Source organism: Streptomyces sp. NPDC037288 (assembly GCF_055603265.1).
Genome location: NZ_JBVJVY010000026.1, coordinates 103,864 through 128,211, shown reverse-complemented (window position 1 = coordinate 128,211; position 24,348 = coordinate 103,864). Strand labels below are relative to the sequence as shown.

Annotated in this window: 24 protein-coding genes; 13 read left to right on the top strand and 11 right to left on the bottom strand. The window is 72.1% G+C overall.

Annotated elements, in window-relative coordinates:
• Positions 1–466: 466 nt before the first annotated feature.
• Positions 467–2,284: a bifunctional metallophosphatase/5'-nucleotidase gene (locus ACZ7GZ_RS26945; protein WP_471027976.1), complete on the top strand. Its 1,818-nt coding sequence runs from the start codon at positions 467–469 to the stop codon at positions 2,282–2,284.
• A gap of 29 nt (positions 2,285–2,313) precedes the next feature.
• A complete protein-coding gene (locus ACZ7GZ_RS26940; protein WP_471027975.1) occupies positions 2,314–2,748 on the top strand; it encodes an ester cyclase in 435 nt (144 codons plus the stop codon).
• 67 nt (positions 2,749–2,815) lie between these two features.
• Here ACZ7GZ_RS26940 and ACZ7GZ_RS26935 read toward each other — a convergent pair whose 3' ends face one another.
• The 5 genes from ACZ7GZ_RS26935 to ACZ7GZ_RS26915 form a co-directional block, all read right to left on the bottom strand.
• Positions 2,816–3,043 carry a hypothetical protein gene (locus tag ACZ7GZ_RS26935; protein WP_471027973.1) on the bottom strand — a complete coding sequence of 76 codons (228 nt, stop codon included), beginning with the start codon at positions 3,041–3,043 and terminating at the stop codon, positions 2,816–2,818.
• Positions 3,030–3,269 (bottom strand): DUF6400 family protein, encoded by a 240-nt coding sequence (locus tag ACZ7GZ_RS26930; RefSeq protein ID WP_471027972.1) that lies wholly within the window; start codon positions 3,267–3,269, stop codon positions 3,030–3,032. Before ACZ7GZ_RS26930 ends, ACZ7GZ_RS26935 begins: the two co-directional genes overlap by 14 nt.
• A gap of 101 nt (positions 3,270–3,370) precedes the next feature.
• Positions 3,371–4,021, bottom strand: a complete 651-nt coding sequence (locus ACZ7GZ_RS26925) for a hypothetical protein (RefSeq protein ID WP_471027970.1) — start codon at positions 4,019–4,021, stop codon at positions 3,371–3,373.
• 48 nt (positions 4,022–4,069) lie between these two features.
• Positions 4,070–4,765: a GntR family transcriptional regulator gene (locus ACZ7GZ_RS26920; protein ID WP_471027969.1), complete on the bottom strand. Its 696-nt coding sequence runs from the start codon at positions 4,763–4,765 to the stop codon at positions 4,070–4,072.
• Between the two features lie 146 nt (positions 4,766–4,911).
• On the bottom strand, positions 4,912–6,267 hold the full coding sequence (locus ACZ7GZ_RS26915; protein ID WP_471027968.1) for an aminotransferase class III-fold pyridoxal phosphate-dependent enzyme: 1,356 nt from the start codon (positions 6,265–6,267) through the stop codon (positions 4,912–4,914).
• A 138-nt stretch (positions 6,268–6,405) separates the two neighbouring features.
• On the opposite strand from ACZ7GZ_RS26915, the gene ACZ7GZ_RS26910 reads away from it, so the two are divergent.
• The 3 genes from ACZ7GZ_RS26910 (at position 6,406) to ACZ7GZ_RS26900 (ending at position 9,510) form a co-directional block, all read left to right on the top strand.
• Entirely contained in the window at positions 6,406–7,011 is a 606-nt protein-coding gene (locus tag ACZ7GZ_RS26910) for a type 1 glutamine amidotransferase family protein (protein ID WP_471027966.1), read from the top strand.
• Positions 7,008–7,502, top strand: coding sequence for a MarR family winged helix-turn-helix transcriptional regulator (locus tag ACZ7GZ_RS26905; RefSeq protein WP_471027964.1), 495 nt, complete (start codon positions 7,008–7,010; stop codon positions 7,500–7,502). The genes ACZ7GZ_RS26910 and ACZ7GZ_RS26905 overlap by 4 nt, the downstream gene beginning before the upstream one ends.
• A gap of 103 nt (positions 7,503–7,605) precedes the next feature.
• The gene (locus ACZ7GZ_RS26900) at positions 7,606–9,510 is read left to right on the top strand and encodes a protein kinase domain-containing protein (RefSeq protein WP_471027962.1); all 1,905 of its coding nucleotides are present in this window, start codon (positions 7,606–7,608) and stop codon (positions 9,508–9,510) included.
• 42 nt (positions 9,511–9,552) lie between these two features.
• Here ACZ7GZ_RS26900 and ACZ7GZ_RS26895 read toward each other — a convergent pair whose 3' ends face one another.
• Positions 9,553–10,302 (bottom strand): SLATT domain-containing protein, encoded by a 750-nt coding sequence (locus tag ACZ7GZ_RS26895; protein WP_471027960.1) that lies wholly within the window; start codon positions 10,300–10,302, stop codon positions 9,553–9,555.
• Positions 10,303–10,557: 255 nt separating this feature from the next.
• On the opposite strand from ACZ7GZ_RS26895, the gene ACZ7GZ_RS26890 reads away from it, so the two are divergent.
• The 3 genes from ACZ7GZ_RS26890 to ACZ7GZ_RS26880 are packed head-to-tail and all read left to right on the top strand — an operon-like array spanning position 10,558 to position 12,208.
• Positions 10,558–10,902 carry a YbaB/EbfC family nucleoid-associated protein gene (locus ACZ7GZ_RS26890; protein ID WP_031164799.1) on the top strand — a complete coding sequence of 115 codons (345 nt, stop codon included), beginning with the start codon at positions 10,558–10,560 and terminating at the stop codon, positions 10,900–10,902.
• 51 nt (positions 10,903–10,953) lie between these two features.
• Positions 10,954–11,553, top strand: coding sequence for a recombination mediator RecR (gene recR / locus ACZ7GZ_RS26885; protein ID WP_450801523.1), 600 nt, complete (start codon positions 10,954–10,956; stop codon positions 11,551–11,553).
• A complete protein-coding gene (locus ACZ7GZ_RS26880; protein WP_471027958.1) occupies positions 11,546–12,208 on the top strand; it encodes a DUF5063 domain-containing protein in 663 nt (220 codons plus the stop codon). Before recR ends, ACZ7GZ_RS26880 begins: the two co-directional genes overlap by 8 nt.
• Before the next feature lie 165 nt (positions 12,209–12,373).
• On the opposite strand, the gene ACZ7GZ_RS26875 is transcribed toward ACZ7GZ_RS26880, so the two are convergent.
• Together ACZ7GZ_RS26875 and ACZ7GZ_RS26870 are read right to left on the bottom strand one after the other, a co-directional pair.
• The gene (locus tag ACZ7GZ_RS26875) at positions 12,374–13,105 is read right to left on the bottom strand and encodes a dienelactone hydrolase family protein (protein ID WP_471027957.1); all 732 of its coding nucleotides are present in this window, start codon (positions 13,103–13,105) and stop codon (positions 12,374–12,376) included.
• A 76-nt stretch (positions 13,106–13,181) separates the two neighbouring features.
• Positions 13,182–13,922 (bottom strand): sulfite exporter TauE/SafE family protein, encoded by a 741-nt coding sequence (locus tag ACZ7GZ_RS26870; protein ID WP_471027955.1) that lies wholly within the window; start codon positions 13,920–13,922, stop codon positions 13,182–13,184.
• A gap of 191 nt (positions 13,923–14,113) precedes the next feature.
• Here ACZ7GZ_RS26870 and ACZ7GZ_RS26865 point away from each other — a divergent pair, with 191 nt between their 5' ends.
• From ACZ7GZ_RS26865 to ACZ7GZ_RS26850, 4 genes are all read left to right on the top strand, one after another.
• Positions 14,114–15,385, top strand: a complete 1,272-nt coding sequence (locus tag ACZ7GZ_RS26865; RefSeq protein ID WP_471027953.1) for an aspartate kinase — start codon at positions 14,114–14,116, stop codon at positions 15,383–15,385.
• Between the two features lie 16 nt (positions 15,386–15,401).
• Positions 15,402–16,463 carry an aspartate-semialdehyde dehydrogenase gene (locus ACZ7GZ_RS26860; RefSeq protein ID WP_471027952.1) on the top strand — a complete coding sequence of 354 codons (1,062 nt, stop codon included), beginning with the start codon at positions 15,402–15,404 and terminating at the stop codon, positions 16,461–16,463.
• A 314-nt stretch (positions 16,464–16,777) separates the two neighbouring features.
• Entirely contained in the window at positions 16,778–17,452 is a 675-nt protein-coding gene (locus ACZ7GZ_RS26855) for a SigE family RNA polymerase sigma factor (protein WP_471027951.1), read from the top strand.
• A 128-nt stretch (positions 17,453–17,580) separates the two neighbouring features.
• Positions 17,581–18,696: a hypothetical protein gene (locus ACZ7GZ_RS26850; RefSeq protein WP_471027949.1), complete on the top strand. Its 1,116-nt coding sequence runs from the start codon at positions 17,581–17,583 to the stop codon at positions 18,694–18,696.
• A gap of 76 nt (positions 18,697–18,772) precedes the next feature.
• On the opposite strand, the gene ACZ7GZ_RS26845 is transcribed toward ACZ7GZ_RS26850, so the two are convergent.
• Together ACZ7GZ_RS26845 and ACZ7GZ_RS26840 are read right to left on the bottom strand one after the other, a co-directional pair.
• Positions 18,773–19,561 carry an SURF1 family protein gene (locus tag ACZ7GZ_RS26845; RefSeq protein WP_471027948.1) on the bottom strand — a complete coding sequence of 263 codons (789 nt, stop codon included), beginning with the start codon at positions 19,559–19,561 and terminating at the stop codon, positions 18,773–18,775.
• 43 nt (positions 19,562–19,604) lie between these two features.
• The gene (locus ACZ7GZ_RS26840; RefSeq protein WP_471027982.1) at positions 19,605–20,384 is read right to left on the bottom strand and encodes a class I SAM-dependent methyltransferase; all 780 of its coding nucleotides are present in this window, start codon (positions 20,382–20,384) and stop codon (positions 19,605–19,607) included.
• 158 nt (positions 20,385–20,542) lie between these two features.
• On the opposite strand from ACZ7GZ_RS26840, the gene ACZ7GZ_RS26835 reads away from it, so the two are divergent.
• Entirely contained in the window at positions 20,543–22,360 is a 1,818-nt protein-coding gene (locus tag ACZ7GZ_RS26835; RefSeq protein ID WP_471027946.1) for a S9 family peptidase, read from the top strand.
• Between the two features lie 35 nt (positions 22,361–22,395).
• On the opposite strand, the gene ACZ7GZ_RS26830 is transcribed toward ACZ7GZ_RS26835, so the two are convergent.
• Entirely contained in the window at positions 22,396–24,216 is a 1,821-nt protein-coding gene (locus ACZ7GZ_RS26830) for an NAD-binding protein (protein WP_471027945.1), read from the bottom strand.
• Positions 24,217–24,348 lie beyond the last annotated feature (132 nt).

Here is a 24,348-nt window from a genome sequence, read left to right as displayed (position 1 = left end):
CCACCCCCCCCACCACCCCCCCCACCCCCCCCCCCCCCCCCCCCCCCCCCCACCCCCCCCTCCCCCCCCCCCCTCCCCCCCCCCCCCCCCCCCCCCCCCCCCGGTGCCGGGGACCGTACGGCGGTGAAGGCGGCCAGGCCGACGGCACGGACTGCTCCGACCCCGCGGTCTTCGAGGTCGCCCGCTACCGACTGCCCCCACTCCGGGTCTGCCCGGTGCATCTGGGTCCCTCCCTGCTCATGGCGAGCAGGGTGCTGTGGCCGCCGGAGATCAGGCTGATCGGCCGCCTCTGACACCGGCTGTTCCCCCACAGTTCGCACAGGCCGCGCACTGACCCATCCTTGACCTGGACATGGTCTTTTCCTGGTTTCCGGCAATCACGGGCGCGAGCAGCATCTACGCGGGTAGCCTCCGCACTGCACCGCCGCTGCCCATCGCCAACTCCAGCCACACCAGGAGCTTTCGCATGCCCCTCAGTCCCATGAACCGCCGGGAGTTCGTGAAGAAGTCGGCCGTCACCGGGGCGGCCGTCGCCGCCGCGGGGACCGTCGCGGCGGCCCCCGCGCAGGCGGCCGAGCAGAAGCGGGACTGCCACCCCCGTACCTGGTCGTTCTCCATCCTCGGCACGACCGACCTGCACAGCCACGTCTTCGACTGGGACTACTACAAGGACGCCGCCTACAGCGACAAGGCGGGCAACTCGGTGGGTGTGGCCCGCGTCGCCACCCTCATCAAGCAGCAGCGCGAGGCCAAGGGCGAGGACCACGTCCTCCTCGTCGACGCCGGCGACATCATCCAGGGCACCTCGCTCGCCTACTACTTCGCCCGAGTCGACCCGATCACGGGCACAGACGGCAAGAAGGGCCCCAGGCACCCGATGGCCGTGGCCATGAACCACATGCGCTACGACGCCGCCGCCCTCGGCAACCACGAGTTCAACTACGGCATCGAGGTGCTGCGCAAGTTCGAGCAGCAGTGCCACTTCCCGCTGCTGGGCGCCAACGCGCTGGACGCGAAGACACTCCGCCCGGCCTTCCAGCCGTACACCGTCAAGCGCATCCGGGTCCCCGGCGCCCCCGACATCAAGGTCGGCATCCTGGGCCTCACCAACCCCGGCATCGCCCTGTGGGACAAGGACAACGTCAGCGGGAAGATGGTGTTCCCGGGCCTGGTGGAGCAGGCGAAGAAGTATGTGCCGAGGCTGCGTGCCCTGGGCTGTGACGTCGTCTTCCTGACGGACCACTCGGGCCTGGACGGCTCGTCGTCCTACGGCGACGAACTCCCGTACGTGGAGAACGCGTCGAACCTGGTGGCCGAGCAGGTGCCCGGCATCGACGCGATCCTGGTCGGCCACACCCACGTGGAGGTCCCGTCCTACACGGTGAAGAACGCGGAGACCGGCGAGGAGGTCCTCCTCTCCGAGCCGTACTGCTGGGGCTACCGCCTCAGCGTCTTCGACTTCGAGCTCGAACTGCACCACGGCCAGTGGAAGGTGACGAGCAAGAAGGCGCAGACCCTCAACCCCAACACCGTGGACGAGGACCCGGAGATCAAGAAGCTCCTGGAGGCCGACCACCAGCTGGTGGTGAAGTACGTCAACACGGCCGTCGGCACCTGTACGGCGGACCTCTCGGCGGCGGAGTCCTGCTGGAAGGACGTCCCCATCATGGACTTCATCCACAAGGTGCAGATGGAGTCGGTGAAGGCGGGCCTGTCGGCGTCCGACGCGGCCCTCCCGCTCATCTCGATGGCGGCGCCCTTCTCCCGCACGGCGGACATCCCCCAGGGCAACGTCACCATCAAGGACATCGCCGGGCTCTACATCTACGACAACACCCTCTACGGCCGGAAGCTGACGGGCGCCCAGCTGAAGGACTACCTGGAGTACGCGGCGAAGTACTACCACCAGGTCCCGGCCGGCACGAAGGTGGACACCTCCACCCTCACGAACGCCAACAACTTCTGGGACTACATGTACGACACGGCGGCGGGCGTCGGCTACGAGATCGACATCGCCCAGGCCGAGGGGTCGAGGATCAGGAACCTCACCTACAACGGCGCTCCGGTCGCCGACGACCAGGTCTTCGTCGTGGCGGTCAACAACTACCGCGCCAACGGCGGTTCGGGCTACCCGCACATCGCCTCGGCGCCGGTCGCCTACAGCTCGACCAACGAGATCCGCCAGCTGATGATCGACTACGTGACGGCGAAGAAGGCCCTCGACCCGGCCGACTTCGCGGTCACCAACTGGAAGCTGACGCAGGCCGGTACGCCGGTCTTCTAGTCAGGGCGTCCTAGAGGAGAGGGGGAGTCGTGAGCGCAAGCGCCGACGACGGCAAGAAGGTGGTCCAGGGCTTCTTCGAGGCGGTCAGCGAGGGCCGGCTCGACGACCTGCCGCAGTACATGGCGGCGGACGTCGTGGACCACAACAAGATCATCCACGGTGAGGCGGACGAGCCGGGGGCGGCCTTCGAGGGCCTGCGCCAGCAGGCGGAGGCGCTGGCGCCGCTCACGGTCCAGGTGGACGAGCTGCTCTGCGAGGGCGACCGCGTGGTGGCCCGGGTGACCCAGCGGGGCGTGCACAGCGCGGCCCACCCGCGCATGCCCGAGCCGACCGGCCGGTCCTTCGAGACCGAGGCGATCTGGATCTTCACGCTGCTGGACGGCAGGATCGCCGAGATCCGCGCGGTCAGCGACCGTCTCGGGCTCTTCGTCCAGCTGGGCTGGCCACTGCCGGTGGCCGACTGACGGTACGGGCGTGACGCACGGGGGCCGCCGGGTTCGTCTCGGCGGCCCCCGTCCGTGCAGCGGGCCGTCAGCCGGTCGAGCGTGTGGCGCCGAAACCGGACTCGTGTGTCCACACGTGGGTGCACGACGGGCACTGCAGATGCAGCAGGCTGCCGGTGTTCGAGAGCAGGTAGCGCCAGTGCGACGTGCAGCCGTCTCCTTCTCCGCAGGTGACGCAGCCGCTGCGGTCGTCACAGTTCGGGCACGCCACCCAGGCGCGCCGTGCTCTGTCGGCCTGCGGATCAAGCGGCAGCATCGCCGGGTCCCGCGGGGAGCACTCCGGCCGCCACCAACTCGTCGTAGATGCGCTGCTGCTCCGGGTCCAGGCCGGAGTACAGCAGCGCCCGCGCCTCCTCCTCGCCGCGGAGCGCCGCCGCGGGGTCCCAGTCGGGGCCGAGGGCGGCCATGACGTGGGTGCGCCGGAGCATCTCGTGTGCGCTGAGGTCGACCGTGAAGTCGAAGGCGGGGCCGTGGGGGGACATGCAGTCGAACGTAGGCGGGCGATTTTCCCCACGGCAAGAACAGGTGGGTGAAATCACACCTTCCTGGAGGGACTCGCCCGGCCGACGTGACGTCCGTGGCCTCAGCTGAACACGATCATCGAACCCTGTGCCAGGGAGCGGGTCGCCGCCGCGTGCAGGCCCAGCCACACGTGCCGCTCGCGGGCGAAGGGGCTCGGGTCGTAGGGAGCGGGGACGGCCGGCTCCTCCAGTTCCGTGGGGGCCACGGGGGGCGCCGGGGCCGCCGGGGGGTTGGCCGGGTCGATGCCGATCGCGGGGGCGACGTACTCCAGCTCGCGCAGCAGTGTCTGCGCGGAGCCCAACGGCCCGCCCCCCGCCAGCAGTTCCTCGTTCGACAGCGGATGGGGGAACTCGACCGGGACGTACGCGCCCGCGTGGTCGTAGTGCCAGACCAGGTGGGACTGCTGGGCCGTGGACTCGAACATCTCCAGCAGTTGCTCGTAGTCGCCTCCCAGGTCGTCCACCGGGGTCACCGGCAGGCCGCAGACCTGGAGCAGGTAGGCGCGGCGCAGGAAGTGGAGGGCGTCGTAGTCGAAGCCGGCCACGGGCGCGACCTCGCCGGACAGGCCCGGCATGTACTGGTAGACCGGCACCGGCGGGAGCCCGGCCTCGGACAGTGCCTTGTTGTACTGCGCGAGTTCCTCGGCGAACGGGTTGTCCGGGGTGTGGCACAACACGTCCACGAGCGGTACCAGCCACAGGTCACAGGCCAAAGAGAGCTCCTCACACACAGAAGGTGGTCAGGGAAGGCTACCGGTCACCTACCCGTTGTTCAGGTGTTCCAGCAGCGCCAGGGAATGGGCGTTGGCGGCGGTGACGATCGAGCGGGCGGTCCCGGCCTCGCGACGGGCCAGGGCGTCGACCAGGTCGGTGTGCCCGGCCCAGAGACGGCCGCGCAGGTCGGGGAGGCGCAGCAGGTGCTGCACGGCGCACACCCAGGACTGCACGCGCAGGCGGTTGAGGAAGTCGCCGAGGTAGGGATTGCCGAAGAGCGCGCTGAGCTCGCGCCAGAAGCGGAGGTCGTAGCCGATGAGGATCGTGAGGTCGCCGGCCGTGGCGGCCCGCGCGGCCTCCTCGCCGCGGCGGCGCACGGTGGTCAGCGCGGCCGTCGTACGGGGGTCCTCCGGCGGGGTGCGGAAGGCGGGGTGGCCGGTGGTGAGGGCCTGGAACATGCCGTCCGTGACCAGGCTGCGGGCCTCGATCATGTTCCGGTAGTCGCCGACGGAGTAGTCCGGCACCCGGAAGCCGCGGTGCTGGTCGGCCTCCAGTATGCCCTGCGCGGACAGGTCGACCAGCGCCTCGCGGACGGGGGTGGCGGAGACGCCGTACTGCTCGGCGATCTCCTTGACCGTGAACGCCCGGCCCGGTCGCAGCCGCCCCGCCAGCACCTCGTCGCGGAGCGCGTCCGCGATCTGCTGGCGCAGGGTGCTGCGCGTCACGGCGCCGGTGCCGGGCATGGGCGGGGTCTCTCCTCACGCGTCGGTGACGTACTCGTCCGTACCCGCGATCCGCGGCCCGTGGCCGGTGATCTACGCGGGTATCCAAGTCCTACGAGCACGCCACCTTACGCGTTCGGATCGGCCCGGCGGCAGGTGCGGTGTGGCTACAGGGTGTGTTCGTCGGCCACGCTCAGCGCGGCGTCCAGGGCGGCGAAGCCCTCCTTCAGCTCGGCCTCCGTGACGTTGCACGGCGGGACCACATGAGTGCGGTTCATGTTCACGAAGGGCCACAGGCCGTGCCGCTTGGCGGCGGCCGTGAACGCGGCCATGGGGGCGTTCGCCTCGCCGGCGGCGTTGTACGGCACCAGCGGCTCGCGGGTCTCGCGGTTCTTCACGAGTTCCAGCGCCCAGAACATGCCGACACCGCGCACCTCGCCGACGCTCGGGTGCCGCGCGGCCAGCTCGGCCAGGGCCGGGCCGACGACGCTCTCGCCGAGCCGTTTGGCGTTGTCGACCACACCCTCCCCGGCCATCACGTTGATCGTGGCGACGGCGGCGGCACAGGCCAGCGGGTGCCCGGAGTAGGTGAGGCCGCCGGGGTAGGGGCGCTTGCCGAAGGTCTCGGCGATCTCCTGGGAGATCGCGACACCGCCGAGCGGCACGTAACCCGAGTTCACGCCCTTGGCGAAGGTCATGAGGTCGGGTACGACCCCGAAGAGGTCGGCGGCGAACCACTCACCCGTGCGTCCGAAGCCGGCCATCACCTCGTCCAGGATGAAGACGATGCCGTACTTGTCACAGATCTCGCGGACACCGGCCAGGTAGCCCGGCGGCGGCACCATGATCCCGGCCGTGCCCGGGATGGTCTCCAGGATGATCGCGGCGACCGTGCCCGGCCCCTCGAAGGCGATCGTGGTCTCCAGGTGCTCCAGGGCGCGCGCGGTCTCCTGCTCCTCGGTCTCGGCGTAGAAGCGGGAGCGGTACGGGAACGGCGCCCAGAAGTGGACCACACCGGCCGCGGCGCCGTCGGAGGCCCAGCGGCGCGGGTCACCGGTGATGTTGATCGCCTGCTGGGTGCCGCCGTGGTACGAGCGGTAGGCCGAGAGCACCTTCGGGCGGCCCGTGTGCAGCCGGGCCATGCGCACCGCGTGCTCGACGGCGTCGGCGCCGCCGTTGGTGAAGAAGATCTTGTCCAGGTCGCCGGGGGTCCGCTCGGCGATCAGCCGCGCCGCCTCCGAGCGCGCCTCGATCGCGAAGGCGGGCGCGAAGGTCGTCAGCTTCGCCGCCTGCTCCTGGACGGCCGCCACCACCTCGGGGTGCTGGTAGCCGATGTTCGTGTAGACGAGCCCGCTGGTGAAGTCCAGGTACCGCTTGCCGTCGTAGTCCCAGAAGTACGACCCCTCGGCGCCGGCGACGGCGAGTGGGTCGATGAGGTCCTGCGCGGACCAGGAGTGGAAGACGTGCGCGCGGTCCGCGGCCTTCACTGCGGCGCCGGCGTCGGGGTTGGGCTGAGGGGTCATGCCCGCGAGCGTAAATGTCCGCGATGCGGAAGGGATATCGGCGTCTTGTTCTGTGGACGGGCCGAATCCGCGACAGGTTGTCGACGCCGGGAACGGACCGATATTGACAGCACCCTGTCGAATGGGCAGCATGCTGTCATGAGTGCTGCCGCGGTACACCTCGCCGTCTACGAGAGCCTCGCCGACTGGGAGACGGGACACACGACCGCCTGCCTGGCGCGGGCCGGCCACCGGGTCCTGACCGTCGGGCCCACCACCGAGCCGGTGACGAGCATCGGCGGACTGCGCATCCAGCCCGACCTCGCCCTCGCCGACCTGCGGCCCGAGGACAGCTCGCTGCTGATCCTCCCGGGCGCCGACCTGTGGGACGCGGGCGACGACCTCGCCCCCTTCGCCCGGGCGGCCCGCTCCTTCCTCGAAGCGGGTGTGCCCGTCGCCGCGATCTGCGGCGCCACCGCCGGCCTCGCCCGCGAGGGCCTCCTCGACGACCGAGCCCACACCGGCGCGGCCTCCTTCTACCTCGCCGCGACCGGTTACGCGGGCGCCGGGCGGTACGTCGAGACGGACGCCGTGACCGACGGCGGCCTGATCACCGCCGGGCCCACCGAACCCGTCGCCTTCGCTCGCGAGGTCCTCCGGCTCCTCGGGGTGTACGACGGCGAGGTGCTGGACGCCTGGTACCGGCTGTACCACGACTCCGACGCGCAGGCGTACGCCGTTCTGCAGCAGGCCCGCGCCTGGTGAGCCGGGAACGGCAGGAACTGCTCAGCCGCAGCGCCCTCGGTGTCTTCCGCCTCAACGGACAGTTCCTCTCCGTCGCCGAGGAGCTGGCCCGCCCGGCCGGGCTCACCGCCGCCTGGTGGCAGGTGCTCGGGGCGGTGCTGGGGGAGCCGCTGCCGGTGGCGGGCATCGCGCGGGCCATGGGCATCACGCGGCAGAGCGTGCAGCGCGTCGCCGATCTGCTGGTCGAACGGGGGCTGGCCGCATACCGCCCGAACCCGGCGCACCGGCGCGCCAAACTCCTCGCGCCGACCGAGCAGGGGCGGGCGGCCGTGGCCCGGATCGGCCCCGGGCACGCGGCCTACGCGGACCGGCTGGCGCAGGCGATGGGGGAGTCCGAACTCGCCGAGGCGGTACGGCTGCTGGAGCGGCTGTCGGCCGTCCTGGACGAGCTGGGCAAGCCCTCCCCCGCCCTCGGCTCCGCCCACGCGGCAGCGCCCCCGTCGGAACCGTAGGCAGCGGGGGGCGCGACTCCCTCTGGGGGCCGGATTATTCTCGGTCCGTCGCACACGTATGCGTGGTGCGGACCGGGGCTTACGGGTGGAGGGCGGAGCGGCCATGGAGACGCTGGCGGCGGGGGATCCGCAGCACATCGGGGGCTACCGGCTGCTGGCGCGGCTGGGCGCGGGCGGCATGGGCCATGTGTACCTGGCCCGGTCGGACCGGGGCCGTACCGTCGCCGTGAAACTGGTCCGCGAGGAACTCGCCGCGCAGGAGGAGTTCCGGGCGCGGTTCCGGCAGGAGGTGCAGGCCGCGCGGCGGGTCGGCGGGTACTGGACCGCGCCCGTGCTGGACGCCGACACCGAGGCGGCGGTGCCGTGGGTGGCCACCGGGTACGTGGCCGGGCCGAGTCTGCAGCAGGTCGTCGGGCGTGATCACGGGGCGTTGCCGGAGCGGTCCGTACGGATCCTGGCGGCCGGGCTCGCGCGCGCGTTGAAGGACATCCACGCGGCGGGGATCGTGCACCGGGATCTGAAGCCGTCGAACGTGCTGGTGACGATCGACGGGCCGCGTGTCATCGACTTCGGGATCGCGCGGGCGATGGAGACGACCTCGCTGGGCGGGGACGAGCTGACCCGGACCGGGTCGCTGGTCGGGTCGCCCGGGTTCATGGCGCCCGAGCAGGTGCGGGGGGACCGGATCACACCGGCGTGCGACGTCTTCTGCCTCGGGTCCGTGCTTGCGTATGCGGCGACCGGGGCGCTGCCGTTCGGGACCGCCAACACCGGGGTGCACGCCCTGATGTTCCGGATCGCTCAGGAGGAGCCGGATCTGGCGGGGGTGCCGGAGGGGATCGCCGACCTGGTGCGGGAGTGCCTGCGCAAGGACCCCGGGGCTCGGCCGTCGCTGGACGCGCTGCTGGAGCGGACGGGGGCGGAGGACACCGTGACCGGGGGGCGGTCCCGGGATCCCTGGCTGCCGGGGGCGCTGGTCGCTCAACTGGGGCGGCACGCCGTGCAGTTGCTGGAGGTCGAGGATCCGGAGAGGGTGTCTTCGGGTGCGTCGTCTGGCGCGGGTGGTGGCCCTGGTGCGGCGGACCTGCCGTCGGCGGGTGCGGGGGGTTACGCGGCCGAGAACGGTACGGGTGGGGCGTCGCCTGAGCATGCTGCTGTTTCCGATGCGGAGGCGGGGGCCGGGGGCGGTGGTGTGAACCAGCTGCCCACCGTCGTGTCGGGGCAGGTTCCGCCTCCGGTGCCTCCGGTGCCTCCCGGGTTCGGGCACGGGTATGCGCAGCAGCATCCGCAGCCGGCCGCGCAGTCGTATCCGCAGTCGTATCCGCAGTCGGGCGGCGCCTACGGGTACCCGCCGCAGTCGTACCCCCCGTATGGCGGCGGGCCCGGGTCCACGCCGCCGTACGGGCCGTCGGCGGTCGGCGGGGTGCAGGAGCCGGAGCGGCGCAGCGGGCGGTCGACCGCGCTGCTCGTCGTGATCGCACTGGTGGTGGCCCTCGGCGCGGGCGGCTCGGTGTACGCGCTGATGAACGGCGGCGGTGGGCACGACAAGGGGGGCGGCGCCGTCGGTCCCGCGCCCGCCACGGGCTCCGGGGCGCCCGGCCCGGCCGAGTCGACGCCATCCGTCTCCGCCTCCGTGTCCGCCCCCTCGGACGGGGTGATCCCGGAGGCGTACCTGGGCACCTGGGGGACGACGATCGACAACGCCAACGGGACCAACACCCGCCGGCTCACCATCCGGCAGGGCAAGGTGGGCGACAGCGTGCTGACGCTGGTGGCGGACGGGCCGACGGACGGCGGTGGGACGTACCACTGCGTCTTCGAGGCCACGCTCACCCGACAGCCCGGCGGCGACGGGCCGTTGGAGATCGGACCGTCCACCGTCACCAGCGGCGAACCCGTCTCCTCCTGCTCCCCGGGCGAGGCCACCGAGGTCACCCTGCTGCCGGACGGCGGCCTGAGGCGGGCCAAGGCGGACGGCGGAGAGAGCCTGACGTACACCAAGCAGTAGGGCTCCGCCGGTGCGTGGCTCCACGCCCCTTCCAGACGGTCGTCAGCGCGGCTCCGGTGGCCGCTGTCGTGGCATGTTCGGGCGGGAGCCGTTGGCCGGTGGCAGGGGGAAGCGACCGCCGGAGCTCCCCGCCTCCTGGCGCGGTACGTACGCCGCCGCCGCCTGGATCCCCAGCGGTGCGGAGCCCGTGCGGAACTCCACCATCCAGTCGGTCGTCTCCGCGCGCACCAGCTCCGTGACGTCCTCGGTGAACCGCCGCAGCACCCCCAGGCACCGCTCGGCGGCCTCCCCGGCCGTGCCCTCCGCCGGACCCAGCACCTCCCGGACGCTCTCGGAGGCCCAGTCGAACTGCAGCGCCTGCAGACGCCGTTGCACCGCCTGCGCGGTGGCCACGTCCCGCATCCAGCCGGACGTCACACCGAAGTACCGGTCGACGCCGACGCAGGCGGCCGCGAGGAGCAGCGCCACACAGCCCCAGGGCGCCACCCCGTCGGCCGCTCCCGCCAGGTCCAGCAGCGGCAGCGCGGCACCGGTCACCGTGCCCGCCGCCGCGCCCGACCGCAGCACCCGGGCGGCGCGCCGTCTCCACACCCGGTCCCGCAGATACCAGGACGCCGTCTCCAGTGCTCCGCGCTCCACCCATCGGTACAGCTCGTCGAGCCGCTCGGCGGGCTCCCCCCAGTCCCCTAGCGGAAGCGCCCGCCCGCTCAGATCGCCCGGCCGCAGCCCGGCCGCACCCTCGCCCCGCCCGTCCTGTGGCGGACCCTCGGGCTGCATCTCCGGCTGACCCACCCGGCACTCCCTACTGATCACTGATCACGACCGGTCACGTTGCGTGACACACCATGCCGATTCCATGCCGACGCCCGGCACCTTTCCTACCGCCCAATGGGTGGCGAAGAGGGAGCTTTCCCGGCTTTTCCGCTCGGAAGGGGGCCTTGATCAGGTATAGGGCTGCCGTTGTTCTCACTCGAAAGAGTGGCGGGGCGATGGGGACGTGGACCACGTAGGCTCGTGCCCAAGGAGAAGAACGTAGAGGAGCTGATCGTGATCCCCGGTGGTGGCCAGCCCAACATGCAACAGTTGCTCCAGCAGGCCCAGAAGATGCAGCAGGATCTGCAGCGGGCGCAGGAGGAACTGGCGAACACGGAGGTCGACGGGCAGGCGGGCGGCGGTCTGGTGAAGGCCACCGTGACCGGCGCCGGCGAGCTGCGGGCGCTGAAGATCGACCCGAAGGCGGTCGACCCCGAGGACACCGAGACGCTCGCGGACCTGATCGTGGCGGCCGTACAGGCGGCCAACGAGAACGCGCAGACCCTGCAGCAGCAGAAGCTCGGCCCGCTGGCCCAGGGCCTCGGCGGCGGCACGGGCATCCCCGGTCTGCCGTTCTGAGCCCGGGCCAACTACGGTACGTACCGAAAGGTCTTAAGGAAGGGCAGTCCGGTGTACGAAGGCGTGGTCCAGGACCTCATCGACGAGCTGGGGCGGCTGCCCGGCGTCGGTCCCAAGAGCGCGCAGCGGATCGCCTTCCACATCCTGCAGGCGGAGCCGGCCGACGTGAAGCGGCTCGCGCAGGCGCTCCTGGAGGTCAAGGCGAAGGTCCGCTTCTGCGCGACCTGCGGCAATGTGGCGCAGGAGGAGCTGTGCGGTATCTGCCGTGACCCGCGCCGTGATCCGTCGGTCATCTGCGTGGTCGAGGAGCCGAAGGACGTCGTCGCCATCGAGCGCACCCGCGAGTTCCGCGGGCGCTACCACGTGCTCGGCGGCGCCATCAGCCCGATCGAGGGTGTGGGCCCCGACGACCTGCGTATACGAGAACTTCTCGCGCGGTTGGCCGACGGGACGGTCACGGAGCTGATCCTGGCGACGGATCCCAATCTGGAGGGCGAGGCGACGGCCACCTACCTCGCCCGCATGATCAAACCCATGGGCCTGAAGGTCACCCGCCTGGCCAGCGGCCTCCCGGTGGGTGGCGACCTGGAGTACGCGGACGAGGTCACCCTCGGCCGCGCCTTCGAGGGGAGACGACTCCTAGATGTCTGACGCCACGCTGCACGACTCGACGCAGAACCCGGACGATTTCGTGGTCCAGATCGCGGACCAGGTCGAGAGCTTCCTGGTGGCCGTCACGGAGGTGGCGAAGGGCGACGAGCCCGGCTCGACCGTTCCCTTCCTCCTCCTGGAGGTCTCCCAGCTCCTGCTGGCCGGCGGCCGTCTGGGCGCCCACGAGGACATCGTGCCCGAGGAGCGCTACGAGCCGGACACGGGCCCCGACCTGGACGTGGACGCGCTGCGGGAGAACCTGGCCCGCCTGCTGGAGCCGGTCGACGTCTACTCCGAGGTCTTCGACCCGTACGAGCCCCGCAAGGCCCCGGTCCCGGCCCGTATCTCCGACGACCTCGCCGACGTCATCACCGACCTCCGCCACGGCATGGCCCACTACCGCGCGGGCCGCACCACGGAGGCCCTGTGGTGGTGGCAGTTCTCCTACTTCTCCAACTGGGGCCCCACCGCCTCCGCCGTCCTGCGCGCCCTGCAGTCGGTCCTCATCCACGTCCGCCTCGACCAGCCCCTGGAGGAACTGGACGGTCTCGACACCGACCAGCCCCCCATGGGCGACGAGACCCTGGAGTTCGAGGCAGGCCGGGTCATGGCCGAGGAGATCGGCGGCCCGCTGGGGATCCGGCAGGGGAAGTAACCGCGGGCGCCGCCGCCGCGCCGCCCGAAGTACCGCACGCCGAGCGGCCGGTGGTGGCGGTGTACGACGGCCTCTTCCCATCTCCCCCCGGTCCGCGCGGCGTCGAGGCGCACGCCGGCCACGCGCAGCCGGTGCCCGCCCGGCCCGGCTCGCGAAGGCGCGAGCCTAGAGGTGCGCCTCCAGGGCGGCGTAGACCTTCCGCCAGGCATCCGCGCCGGCCTGCGGGTCGTAGTCGGCCGGGCGGTCCGAGCAGGCGAAGCCGTGCCGGGCGCCGGGGTAGGTCACCAGCTCGTGCGGCACCTTGGCCTCGGTGAGCCGCTGCCCGGCCAGCTCCCACTCCTCGGCCGGGACGATGTGGTCCAGCTCGCCGCGGAAGCCCAGCAGGAATGCGCCGCCCGCGGCGATCCGCTCGCTGGTCTCCAGCGGGGGCACGGGGCCGACCAGGGGGAAGCCGCTGTTCAGCAGCCACCCCGGGTAGAAGACGGCGGCCAGCTCGAAGCGCAGCTCGGTCGCCGCTCGCACCGCGATGTGCCCGCCCATGCTCAGGCCGAGGAAGGCCACGCCCCGCTCCCCGGCTTCGGCGCGCGCCGCCGCCAGGGCCGCGGCCGAGTCGGCCACCAACTCGTCCCTGTCCAGCGCGCGCATCAGCACCAGGCCGTCTTCGCGCTCCTCGGCGGAGTACCCGAGCTCGGTGCGGCGAGCGTTGCGCCAGTAGTAGTCGGGGGCCAGCGCGACGTACCCGGCCGCCGCCAACTCCGCACACGTGTCGCGGACGTAGGTGTTCACCCCGTACAGCTCGGAGCAGATCACCACGGCCCCGCGCACGTCACCCACCGGGCGGTGCACGTACGCCTCGATGCCGTCCGCCTCGCCGAGCGTCTCCCACTGACCGGTCATCGTTCCCCCGTACCGCAGTCCTTGAGTTGTCGACTTCATCCTAGGCCGGGCGGACGGGAGTTGGACGTACGAACGGTCATCTGGACACGGACCGGCACATCCCCCACAGCCCCTTCGTCATCGCCGTCGCCCCGCCCGCCAGCGCCAGGACGAGGACCAGCTGCCGGGCCCGGTGCTCGGGGATGCGCCCGGCGATGGCGTGACCGATCAGCGCGCCGGCCGTCAACGCCGCGCAGACGGCCGCCCACTGGACCACGGTCAGCCGGGGCGTGCCGTTCGCGGCGATCGAGAAGGCGTTCACGGCGACGCCGTAGAACTGGGCGTTGGGCACGAACTCCCGTACCGTCCAGCCCGCGTTGAGGGCGTACAACGACACCGGCGGGCCGCCGACGCCCGCCGCCGCGTTCATGAAGCCGCCCAGCGCCCCGGCCGTCACCGCGCCCTTGCCGCCCCGCAGGGCCGGCACCCGGGCGCCGCGCATCACCAGCAGGACGGCCACCGTCACCAGCGCGCCCATCACCAGCAGCAGGTCCGGGCGGGGGAGCCGGCGGGTCATCCAGGCGCCCGCCGGTACCGTGCAGGCCGCCGCGACGCAGAGGGGGATCATCGCTGCCGCACGGACCCGGCGCCAGCCGCCCGCCAGGCCCACGACGCTGATGGCCCCGGCGGCGCAGTTGGCGAGCACCACCCCCTCGGCGGGGCCGAGCAGCAGCACCAGCGCCGGTACGGCGACCAGCGCGAAGCCCATGCCGGTCAGCCACTGCACGCACCCGCCGAGCAGCACGATCCCGGCGAGCGGCACATCCGTCATGTCCATGCCCCCCTCATGGGGGTGAACGCTAGCGGCGCTCGCTGTGACCCGGGGCACTTTCCGCGTGGTCCCCGGTGCGGTGGGCAAGAGCCCTTCCGGAACGCGGCGGCCGACGTCTCACCATGCGGGAGCAGGGTGGTGGAAGTCGGGCGCTCGTTAGACTGAGCCGACACAAACGAACCGAGCGAGGAGCGCACGTGGGCCTTGTCGTGCAGAAGTACGGAGGCTCCTCCGTAGCCGATGCCGAAGGCATCAAGCGCGTCGCCAAGCGGATCGTGGAAGCGAAGAAGAACGGCAACCAGGTTGTCGTCGTCGTTTCCGCGATGGGCGACACGACGGACGAGCTGATCGATCTCGCCGGGCAGGTTTCTCCGATGCCTGCCGGGCGGGAATTCGACATGCTGCTGACCGCCGGAGAGCGGATCTCCATGGCCCTGCTGGCGATGGCGATCAAAAACCTGGGCCACGAGGCCCAGTCCTTCACCGGCAGCCAGGCAGGCGTCATCACCGACTCGGTCCACAACAAAGCCCGGATCATCGACGTCACGCCGGGCCGGATCCGCGAGTCTCTGGACAAGGGCAACATCGCGATCGTCGCCGGTTTCCAGGGCGTCAGCCAGGACAAGAAGGACATCACCACGCTGGGTCGCGGTGGGTCCGACACGACGGCCGTGGCGCTCGCCGCAGCGCTCGACGCCGAGGTCTGCGAGATCTACACCGACGTCGACGGCGTGTTCACCGCCGACCCGCGTGTGGTGAAGAAGGCGAAGAAGATCGACTGGATCTCCTTCGAGGACATGCTGGAGCTCGCGGCCTCCGGCTCCAAGGTGCTGCTCCACCGCTGTGTGGAGTACGCCCGCCGCTACAACATCCCGATCCACGTGCGGTCGTCCTTCAGCGGACTGCAGGGCACCTGGGTCAGCAGTGAGCCGATTGGGGACCAGAAGGTGGAGCAGGCCATCATCTCCGGTGTCGCGCACGACACCTCCGAGGCCAAGATCACGGTCGTCGGCGTGCCGGACAAGCCGGGTGAGGCCGCCGCGATCTTCCGGGCCATCGCCGATGCCGAGATCAACATCGACATGGTCGTGCAGAACGTGTCCGCCGCCTCCACCGGCCTGACGGACATCTCCTTCACGCTGCCGAAGACCGAGGGCCGCAAGGCCATCGACGCACTGGAGAAGAGCCGCTCCGGCATCGGCTTCGACTCGCTGCGCTACGACGACCAGATCGGCAAGATCTCACTGGTCGGCGCCGGTATGAAGACCAACCCGGGTGTCACCGCCTCCTTCTTCGAGGCGCTGAGCGACGCGGGCGTGAACATCGAGCTGATCTCGACCTCCGAGATCCGTATCTCGGTCGTGACGCGCAAGGACGACGTGCCGGAGGCGGTCCGCGCCGTGCACACCGCTTTCGGGCTCGACTCCGACACCGACGAGGCCGTCGTCTACGGCGGCACCGGCCGGTGAGCCCGGGTACAGGCCGATGACCAGCAAGCCGACGCTCGCGGTCGTGGGAGCGACCGGAGCCGTCGGCGCCGTCATGCTCCAGATCCTGTCCCAGCGTGCGGACATCTGGGGCGAGATCCGCCTGATCGCCTCCCCGCGCTCGGCCGGCCGCAAGCTGGCCGTGCGCGGCGAGGAGGTCGAGGTGACGGCCCTGAGCGAAGAGGCCTTCGACGGGGTCGACGTCGCGATGTTCGACGTCCCCGACGAGGTCGCCGCCGCGTGGGCGCCGATCGCCGCCGCGCGCGGTGCGGTCGTCGTCGACAACTCCGCCGCCTTCCGGCTGGATCCCGAGGTGCCGCTCGTCGTGCCCGAGGTCAATCCGCACGCCGTACGGACCCGGCCGCGCGGGATCGTCGCCAACCCCAACTGCACGACCCTGACGATGATCGTCGCCCTGGGCGCGCTGCACGCCGAGTTCGGGCTGCGCGAGCTGGTGGTGTCGTCGTACCAGGCGGTGAGCGGGGCCGGACGGGCCGGTGTGGAGACCCTCAGGGCGCAGCTGTCCCTGGTGGCCGGGACCGAGCTGGGGACCAAGCCCGGCGACGTACGGCGGGCCGTCGGCGAGGACACCGGGCCGTTCCCGGATCCGCTGGCGCTGAACGTCGTCCCCTGGGCCGGGTCGCTGAGGGAGGACGGCTGGTCGTCGGAGGAGATGAAGGTCCGCGACGAGGCCCGCAAGATCCTCGGGCTGCCGCAGCTGCCGGTCGCCGTGACCTGCGTGCGGGTCCCGGTGATCACCACCCACTCGCTGACCGTGCACGCCCGCTTCCAGGGCGAGGTGACGGTCGACCGGGCCAGGGAGATCCTCGCGACCGCTCCCGGTGTGGTGCTGTGCGACGACCCGGCCGCCGGCGAGTTCCCCACCCCCGCCGACGTCGTGGGCACCGACCCGACCTGGGTGGGCCGGCTGCGGCGGGCCCTGGACGATCCGACCGCGCTCGAACTCTTCGTGTGCGGCGACAACCTCCGCAAGGGGGCCGCGCTGAACACCGCGCAGATCGCGGAGCTGGTCGCGGCGGAGTGGGGCGACCGGGCGTAGGCCCGTCAAGACAGGGTTTGTAGGATCTGTGTAAGAAGTGTGGCCGGAAGCATGGTCCGAACCACTTGAAACCATTGCCCAGGGCAACAGAGGATTTCCCTCCCCGTCCCCGCAACCTCGCGGCGGACGGGGAGCGTCTTTGCGGTCACTCTTCGGGCGTGGGGACGCTGTGACCGGGTCGGGTGCGGGGACCCGCCTATATCGGAATATAAGGGAAGAGCGGGACGCATGACGGCACTTGAGGCACGGCCGGTTGTCGCACATGTGACGCCCGGCACGTACAACCCTGGCGGGGGCAGGCGTGTCCAACTGGCGTGGCAGAGGTACTCGAACTCAGCGCGGCCCGCGGCACGGCGGCTCTCCGGCCGCCCCGTGCGGCGCTCCGGCCCCGCACGCGCGGCGGCATGCCGGTGATCGCGCCCATGCCCGCAGCGCGGCCCGCCCGCATACCCAGTCAGCGTGACGGTGCCGAGGAGGCCGCAGCGACCGAGGCCGCCGGTACCACCGTCGACCACCTCACCGAGACCTACCGGGCGCACTACCGCTCGCTGCTCGGCCTCGCCGCGCTGCTCCTCGACGACACCGCCTCCTGCGAGGACGTCGTCCAGGAGGCCTTCATCCGCGTGCACTCGGCCCGCAAGCGCGTCCGCGATCCCGAGAAGACCCTCGCGTACCTCCGTCAGACGGTCGTCAACCTCTCCCGCTCCACCCTGCGCCGCCGCATCCTCGGCCTGAAGCTGCTCTCCAAGCCGATGCCGGACATGGCGAGCGCGGAGGAGGGCGCCTACGACCAGCTGGAGCGCCGCGACCTCATCAAGGCGATGAAGGGCCTGCAGCGCCGCCAGCGCGAGGTCCTGGTCCTGCGCTACTTCGCGGACATGACCGAGGCCCAGGTCGCCGAGTCCCTCGGGATCTCCCTGGGTTCGGTGAAGGCGTACGGGTCGCGGGGCATCGCCGCGCTGCGGGTGGCCATGGAGGCACCGGCATGAGCGAGCGACCCGAAGGGGGCGATTCCGATGAACGCCACTCCCACGAACGTCACGAGCCCTTCGCCTGGCACGAACCGACGGAGCGGGACGAGCAAGAGCACACGCAATCGCACGCTGGGAACGGAACTGTGAACCACGGCCCCGACGAGAAGGGCCCCGAGGGCCGCCGCCAGGTTCCCGCCGGGTCCGAAGCGGACCGGCTCGGGGCGGAGTCGGGTGGGCCCGGTGCGGACGAGCTGGCGTTGCGCCGGATGCTGCACTCCGCCGTCGACGACATCGAGCCGCGCGTCGGCACGCTGGACCACCTGCGCCGGGCCGTCCCCGCGCGGCGGGCCCGCAAGCGGCAGGCCGCCGTCGGTATGGCCGCCGCGGCCCTGCTCATGGGCACCGCGATCCCCGCGCTCGTCCACGTCACCCACTCCAGCGACACCGACTACAACACCGCCATGGCCGGCCAGTCCACCCAGGCCCAGGGCGGCACCGGGCAGAGCAAGGACGAGGGCGGCGGCGACAAGGGCTCCCAGCGGGGCGCCGGCAGCGCGAGCGCCCAGCCCGGCAAGGAGACCGGCAAGCCCGGTGAGACGGGCAAGCCCGGCGGCGGCACCACCAGTTCGACCGGCGGGGCCAACCCGTCCGCCACCCTCACCGCGGGCGGCGTACCCCCCTGCACGGCGGCCCAGCTGGGCTCCGCCACCGGCACCGCCGACGTCCCCGACTCCGCGGGCGTGGTCTACGGCACGTTCCGCGTCGTCAACACCTCCTCCGCCGCCTGTACCGTCGCCGGTGCGGGCACCGTCACCCCCACCGCGGTGGGTGCGGCCGACCAGACCAAGATCGGCAGCGCCCGGCACGTGGCCGGGGACGCGGCGACCGATCTGCCCGACCCCTCGCTGGAGGTCACCGGACTGCTCCTGCAGCCGGGCGCGGCCTACGAGGAGAAGTTCGCCTTCGTGCCCTCGGGAACCTGTCCCACCACCGGCGGCGACAGCACCACCGGCGGCACCGCCTCGGGCGAGCCGTCGCCGGATCCGACACCCACGCAGGACGCGAGTGCCTCCGGCGGTTCGGCCGACAGCGCAGGCTCGGGCGGTACCACGACCCAGCTGATGACCGAGGACGGTACGGCGGACGGGAGCGTGCAGATCACCCACACCGCGCAGGGCGGCTCACCTGCGGCTACGGCGACGGTGACCGGGGAGTGCGCGGGGACCGTGATCTACACCGGGGTACTGGCGGGGGCGTAGCGGCGCGGGGAACTGAGCGAGCGGCCACGACGGACCGGCACTCGGCAAGGACCGGCAACCCCGACGGCGCTATCCCTCAGCCGCTCACGACGGGCGCCGGTGTTTCCTCCACCGCCAGGCCCAGCGCGGCGTCCCGCGCGGCCTCGACCTCCCGCCGCAGCAGCCGGAACCACATGAAGACCACGAAGCCGGCGAAGACGAACCACTCCCCGGTGTAACCGAGATTCTGGAACGCCTTGAGATCCAGCCCGGTACCGTCCGGCGCCGTCGCCGGCACAGCCGTCATCCCGGAGTCGGCCCGGTCGAGGGTGACCCAGGCGTCGTACAGCCGGTCCGGCACCAGGTTCACCAGCGACGCCGAGCTGATCGCCGCCGTCTGTCCCGCCGGCAGCCCGCCCCGCGCGCTGACCCCGTTGTCCCCGGGCGTCTCGGACGCCTGCAGCGCGCCGGTGACGGTGACCTCACCGCTCGGCGGCGCGGGTGCCTTCGCCGCGTCCGCCCTGCCCGGCAGCCAGCCCCGTACCACCGGCAGCGCCTTGCCGGAGCCGGTGCGCAGCAGGGTGAGGACGTAGAAACCGTTCCTGCCGTCCAGCTGCCGGCCGGGCACCAGCAGCTGCTTGCCGTAGTGCCCGCTCGCGGTGACCCGGCGGCCGGAGGTGGCCTTGTCGACGGGCAGCATCGAGTCCAGCGGACGCGTGGTCCCGTGCCGGTCGGTCGCGGCCCGTTCGGTCGCGGCCCGGTGGTCCTGTACGCGCCCCTCGAACCGGCTCAGCTGCCAGGACCCCATGAAGACGCAGAACGGGATGGCGAGCAGCACGAAGACGTTGATGCCCCACCAGCGGGGTGTCAGCAGAAACCGGTACACGCCCTCCACGGTACGGCGCCCGTGCCGCGCCCCCGCCCGCGGGTCAGCCCTTGGTAGCCCTGACGGAGTAGATCAGCGGGATGCGCGGGTGGTCCGCCGGGAAGCGGTGGTAGCCGTCCCGGACTTCGAAGTTCTCGAAGCGCGGGAAGAGCGACACGTCGTGTTCGTGCAGGAACTCGATGCGCAGCCCGGCCGCGGCGAGTGCGGAGACGACGTCGCCCAGGGGGTGCTGCCACTGCACGCTGCGGTTGTGGACGGTCGCGGCGTCCGGGTCGGCGTAGGTGCCGGGTTCGTCCCACACCTGCCCGCCGCGGGCGAAGTAGTCGCGCACGAACCGGGTGCCGGTCGCGTCGTCCAGGGCGTCGGTGAGCGGGTGGAACTCGGCGAGGTACAGGAAGCCGCCGGGCGCGACGAGCGAGGCGGCCGTCTCGGCCCAGCGGCGGATGTCGGGCAGCCAGCACAGCGCGCCGAGCCCGGTGTAGACGATGTCGTACGACTCCTCGGGCACCGCCTCTGCCGCGTCGTACACGTCGCCGGTGACGAAGGCGGCGCGCTCCGGGCCGTGGCCGAGGTCGGCCGCGAGCAAGCGGGCGGCCTCCACGGCGGGGGCGGAGAAGTCCAGGCCCACGACGCGGGCGGCGCCGCGATGCGCCCAGGAGAGGGTGTCGGTGCCGATGTGGCACTGCAGGTGCAGGAGCGACTTCCCCGTGACGTCCCCGACCTCGTCCTTCTCGAAGTCCCGCAGGACGTCCGGGTGGGCCCGGAAGCCGTCGAGGTCGTAGAAACCGCCGGCGACGTGGAGCGGAACCCGTTCGTCCCACATGGCCTGGTTGTCCTCGCGCCAGCCGTCGGGGACGGGACCCTCGGGGACGGACGAGGTGGTGACGGAAGTGCTCATGATCGGGAAGTTATCCACAGGCTGGGTGCACCCGCCACCCAATTGTCGGCGCGGCCAGGCACTATGGGCGCATGACTGGGGCCATGAGTGAGAGCAACGAGCCGGGTGCGCGGGACGCGGCCGGCATGCCGGACTGGGAGAAGCGCTTCCGGGCACCGCGGGTGTCACTGCCCGACTGGGCGGAGGACGCGCCGGACCGCTCCCTGTTCGTGTCGAACGCGACGGGCACGTACGAGCTGTACGCCTGGGACCGTGCGACGGGCGAGCAGCGGCAGGCGACGTTCCGGCCGAACGGCACGACGGACGGTGTGCTCTCCCCGGACGGCGCCTGGATCTGGTGGTTCGACGACAAGGACGGCGACGAGTTCGGCATCTGGCGCCGCCAGCCCTTCGGGGGAGGGGCGGACGAGCCCGCCGTGCCGGGCCTCGAACCCTCCTACCCGGCCGGTCTCGCCCTGGCCCGCGACGGCCGCACCGCGGTCGTCGGCCGCTCCACGGACGAGGACGGTACGACGGTCCACCTCGCCCGCGAGGGTGCGGACCCGGTGGAGATCTACCGGCACCGCGAGTCGGCGGGCGTCGGCGACCTCTCGCACGACGGCTCCCTGATCGCCGTCGAGCACACCGAGCACGGCGACGCCATGCACGCGGCGCTGCGCGTGCTCCGCCCGGACGGCACACCGGTAGCCGAGCTGGACGACACCAAGGGCGGCACCGAGGAGCTGGGCCTGGAGGTGCTGGGCTTCGCACCGGTCGACGGCGACACCCGCCTGCTCATCGGCCACCAGCGCCGGGGCCGCTGGGAGCCGCTGGTGTGGGACGTGGCGACGGGTGAGGAGACCGACCTCGCCCTGGACCTCCCCGGCGACGTCAGCGCCGAGTGGTACCCGGACGGTTCGGCCCTGCTCATCGCCCACGGCTTCGAGGCCCGCAGCGAACTGTTCCGCTACGACCTGGCGAGCCGCGAGCTGACCCGCATCCCCACCCCGCCCGGCACGGTCTCCGGCGCGACGGCCCGCCCGGACGGCAGCGTGGAGTACCTGTGGTCGTCGGCGGCCGAGCCCCCGGCGGTGCGGTCCACCTCCGGTGGTGTGGTGCTGGATCCGCCCGGCATGGTCTGCCCGCCGTCGGTGCCGGTGGAGGACGCGTGGGTGGAGGGCCCCGGCGGTCGCATCCACGCCCTGATCCAGAGGCCGGCGGGTGCGAGCGGCCCCCTGCCGACGGTGTTCGACCTGCACGGCGGCCCGACCTGGCACGACAGCGACTCCTTCGCCGCGGGCCCGGCCGCCTGGGTCGACCAGGGCTATGCCGTGATCCGCGTCAACTACCGCGGCTCCACCGGCTACGGCCGCGCCTGGACCGACGCCCTCAAGCACCGGGTCGGCCTGATCGAGCTGGAGGACGTCGCCGCGGTCCGGGACTGGGCGGTGTCCTCGGGTCTCGCCGACCCCGCCCGCCTGATCCTCACCGGCGCCTCCTGGGGCGGCTATCTCACCCTGCTCGGCCTCGGCACCCAGCCCGAGGCGTGGACGGTGGGCATCGCGGTCGTGCCCGTCGCGGACTACGTCACCGCGTACCACGACGAGATGGAGGCGCTGAAGGCCATGGACCGCACCCTGCTCGGCGGCACCCCGGAGGAGGTCCCCGAGCGCTTCGAGGCCTCGTCCCCGCTGACCTACGTCGACGAGGTCAAGGCCCCGGTCTACATCTCGGCGGGCGTCAACGACCCACGCTGCCCGATCCGTCAGATCGACAACTACGTCAAGCGCCTGGAGACGAGAGGCGCGACCCACGAGGTGTACCGCTACGACGCCGGGCACGGCTCCCTGGTGGTGGACGAGCGGATCAGGCAGGTGAGACTGGAGATGGACTTCGCGGAGCGGTATGTGGGCGCTTCCTGAGTGAGCCGGTCGGGGGGCGGGTGGGAGGCGTGCGGTCACCGCAGCTGCGCGAGGCCTCTTCGGGTCGCGGCGACCACCACCCGGTCCCCCTTCTCCAGCACATGGTCGGGCGCCGTGTCCGTCCGGCCCTCCAGTGCCAGGACCCTCCAGGACCCGGCCCGGAAAGCGTCCCGTACCGTCCGCCCCTCCAACTGGGGGTGCCCGGCGACGTCGACCGCGGCGAACAGCAGCACCCTGCGCTCCACCGCGATCGCGCCGAGCACCTGCCGCCCGAGCATCGCCCCGGCGAACGCGGGCGCGGCCAGATGCGTGACGCTCCGGCTCCGGGTCAGCGCATGCGGGTACGCGGCCCGCAGCGTGCGGTACACGGCGGTGGCGAAGTCGTCGTCGTACAGCCGCAGCACCACCCGCAGATCGGGCCGTACGGACCGCGCGTACAGCACGGCCTCCAGGTTCGTGGTGTCCGCGCTGGTCACGGCGAGCAGCGCATAGGCCCGGTGGATCTTGGCGGACTCCAGCACCCCTTCCTGGGTGACGTCCCCGAACACCACCGGCACCCGCAGCCGCCGCGCGGTCGCCAGCCCCCGCGCCTCCGGGTCGGACTCGACGCACACGACGGGGATGTTCAGTTCGCGCAGCCGGGTCAGCACCCGGGTGCCGATCTTGCCGAGCCCGAGCAGGACCACATGCCCGCCGAGGCCACGCGGCGGTTTGCGCAGGGCGGACGCGGTGCGGAAGGTGCCCAGCGCCTCCAGCACGGCGGCCAGCAGCACCGGAAGCAGCAGCAACCCGACGAGTCCGGAAAGGAGTTGGAGGATCTGCCGGCCCAGAGGGGCACCGATGGCCGGGTCGTCGATGGCGAACAGGTCGAGGAGGGTGTAGTAGAAGGCACGCAGCGGATGGATCCCCGGCGTGACCACCCACAGCGCGACGGCGAGCGCGACCACGCACGCCGTCGCGCCCGCCAGCGACCACCGCAGCCGCCGGGAGAACAGCGAGGCGAGCGGCGGTACCCCGCCTCGACGAGGCGCGGACGACTCCCCGCCGCCCGCCGACGACACCTGTTCCAGCACCACGGCCGCGCGCCCGCCGGCCTGCCGAACCTCGTCGTCGTCCGGCAGCAGCCGCGGCTCCTGCTCCCCGCCGCCCTCGGGCCCGTCCCCGCCGGCGGCGTCCGTGCCCACCGGGGAGAGCAGGGCGAGCGTGCACAGCCCGGATCCGGCCGACGGCCGTTCGACGGCGCGCAGCAGCAGCCCCTCGGTCTGCACGACCTTGCTGGTGCCGGCGACGGCGGTGGCGGCCAGCGCGGGTGCGGCGGTGTCGGCGTCGGACAGCACGGTCGTGGACGCGTCCGAGCCGCCCTCACCGTCACCGGCGGCCAACGCGGCTGCCTGGTCGAGGAGTTCCTCGATGTGCTGGCCCAGCCGGCGGTTGTAGAGCCGGAGGACGAGCCGCAGCCGAGGGTTGAGCCGACGGGCGGTCAGCGCGGCCCGGATGTTGGTCTCGTCGTCGTCGAAGACGAGGGCGAGCGCGGCGGCCCGTTCCACTCCGGCCTCGGCGAGCACGGTCTCGGTGACCTCGACGGCCTCCAAAACCCGTGCGTCGGCACCGCCGTTGCCTCCGCCGCCGGTGCTCGAGGGGGTCGCGGTGTGCGCGGATCCGGCGCCGCCGCGGCCGACGGCGGCGCTCACCACACGGTCGAACAGCGCGGCCGACGCGGAGCGGGCCCGCCCGACCACCGGAGGTCTGGCGGTGCGCTCGTTCGGCGGCACCACGAGGACGACCTGCTCGCCGTAGACCCCGCGCAACTCGGCAGCCAGCCGGTGCGCGAGCCCGTCGTCACCGCACACCACCATGTGCGCCGGCGGGGCACCAGGCCCCCCTTGATACGGAACGCTCGCCACGAGGTAAAAGACTGCCCCAAGGAGAAGGGTGGTTCCAGCAACGATATGAACACCCGGGGGACGACTCGCGTACCGAGGGGGAGG

Bases quoted from the DNA above. Each gene is read 5' to 3' on its own strand.
- ACZ7GZ_RS26880 (WP_471027958.1), top strand. From the start codon at position 11,546: ATGTCTGACGCCACGCTGCACGACTCGACGCAGAACCCGGACGATTTC.
- ACZ7GZ_RS26830 (WP_471027945.1), bottom strand. From the start codon at position 24,216: ATGGTGGTGTGCGGTGACGACGGGCTCGCGCACCGGCTGGCTGCCGAG.
- ACZ7GZ_RS26915 (WP_471027968.1), bottom strand. From the start codon at position 6,267: ATGACCCCTCAGCCCAACCCCGACGCCGGCGCCGCAGTGAAGGCCGCG.
- ACZ7GZ_RS26875 (WP_471027957.1), bottom strand. From the start codon at position 13,105: ATGACCGGTCAGTGGGAGACGCTCGGCGAGGCGGACGGCATCGAGGCG.
- ACZ7GZ_RS26935 (WP_471027973.1), bottom strand. From the start codon at position 3,043: ATGCTGCCGCTTGATCCGCAGGCCGACAGAGCACGGCGCGCCTGGGTG.
- ACZ7GZ_RS26840 (WP_471027982.1), bottom strand. From the start codon at position 20,384: ATGTGGGACGAACGGGTTCCGCTCCACGTCGCCGGCGGTTTCTACGAC.
- ACZ7GZ_RS26835 (WP_471027946.1), top strand. From the start codon at position 20,543: ATGAGTGAGAGCAACGAGCCGGGTGCGCGGGACGCGGCCGGCATGCCG.
- ACZ7GZ_RS26910 (WP_471027966.1), top strand. From the start codon at position 6,406: ATGAGTGCTGCCGCGGTACACCTCGCCGTCTACGAGAGCCTCGCCGAC.
- ACZ7GZ_RS26860 (WP_471027952.1), top strand. From the start codon at position 15,402: ATGACCAGCAAGCCGACGCTCGCGGTCGTGGGAGCGACCGGAGCCGTC.
- ACZ7GZ_RS26920 (WP_471027969.1), bottom strand. From the start codon at position 4,765: ATGCCCGGCACCGGCGCCGTGACGCGCAGCACCCTGCGCCAGCAGATC.
- ACZ7GZ_RS26930 (WP_471027972.1), bottom strand. From the start codon at position 3,269: ATGTCCCCCCACGGCCCCGCCTTCGACTTCACGGTCGACCTCAGCGCA.
- ACZ7GZ_RS26870 (WP_471027955.1), bottom strand. From the start codon at position 13,922: ATGGACATGACGGATGTGCCGCTCGCCGGGATCGTGCTGCTCGGCGGG.
- ACZ7GZ_RS26945 (WP_471027976.1), top strand. From the start codon at position 467: ATGCCCCTCAGTCCCATGAACCGCCGGGAGTTCGTGAAGAAGTCGGCC.
- ACZ7GZ_RS26900 (WP_471027962.1), top strand. From the start codon at position 7,606: ATGGAGACGCTGGCGGCGGGGGATCCGCAGCACATCGGGGGCTACCGG.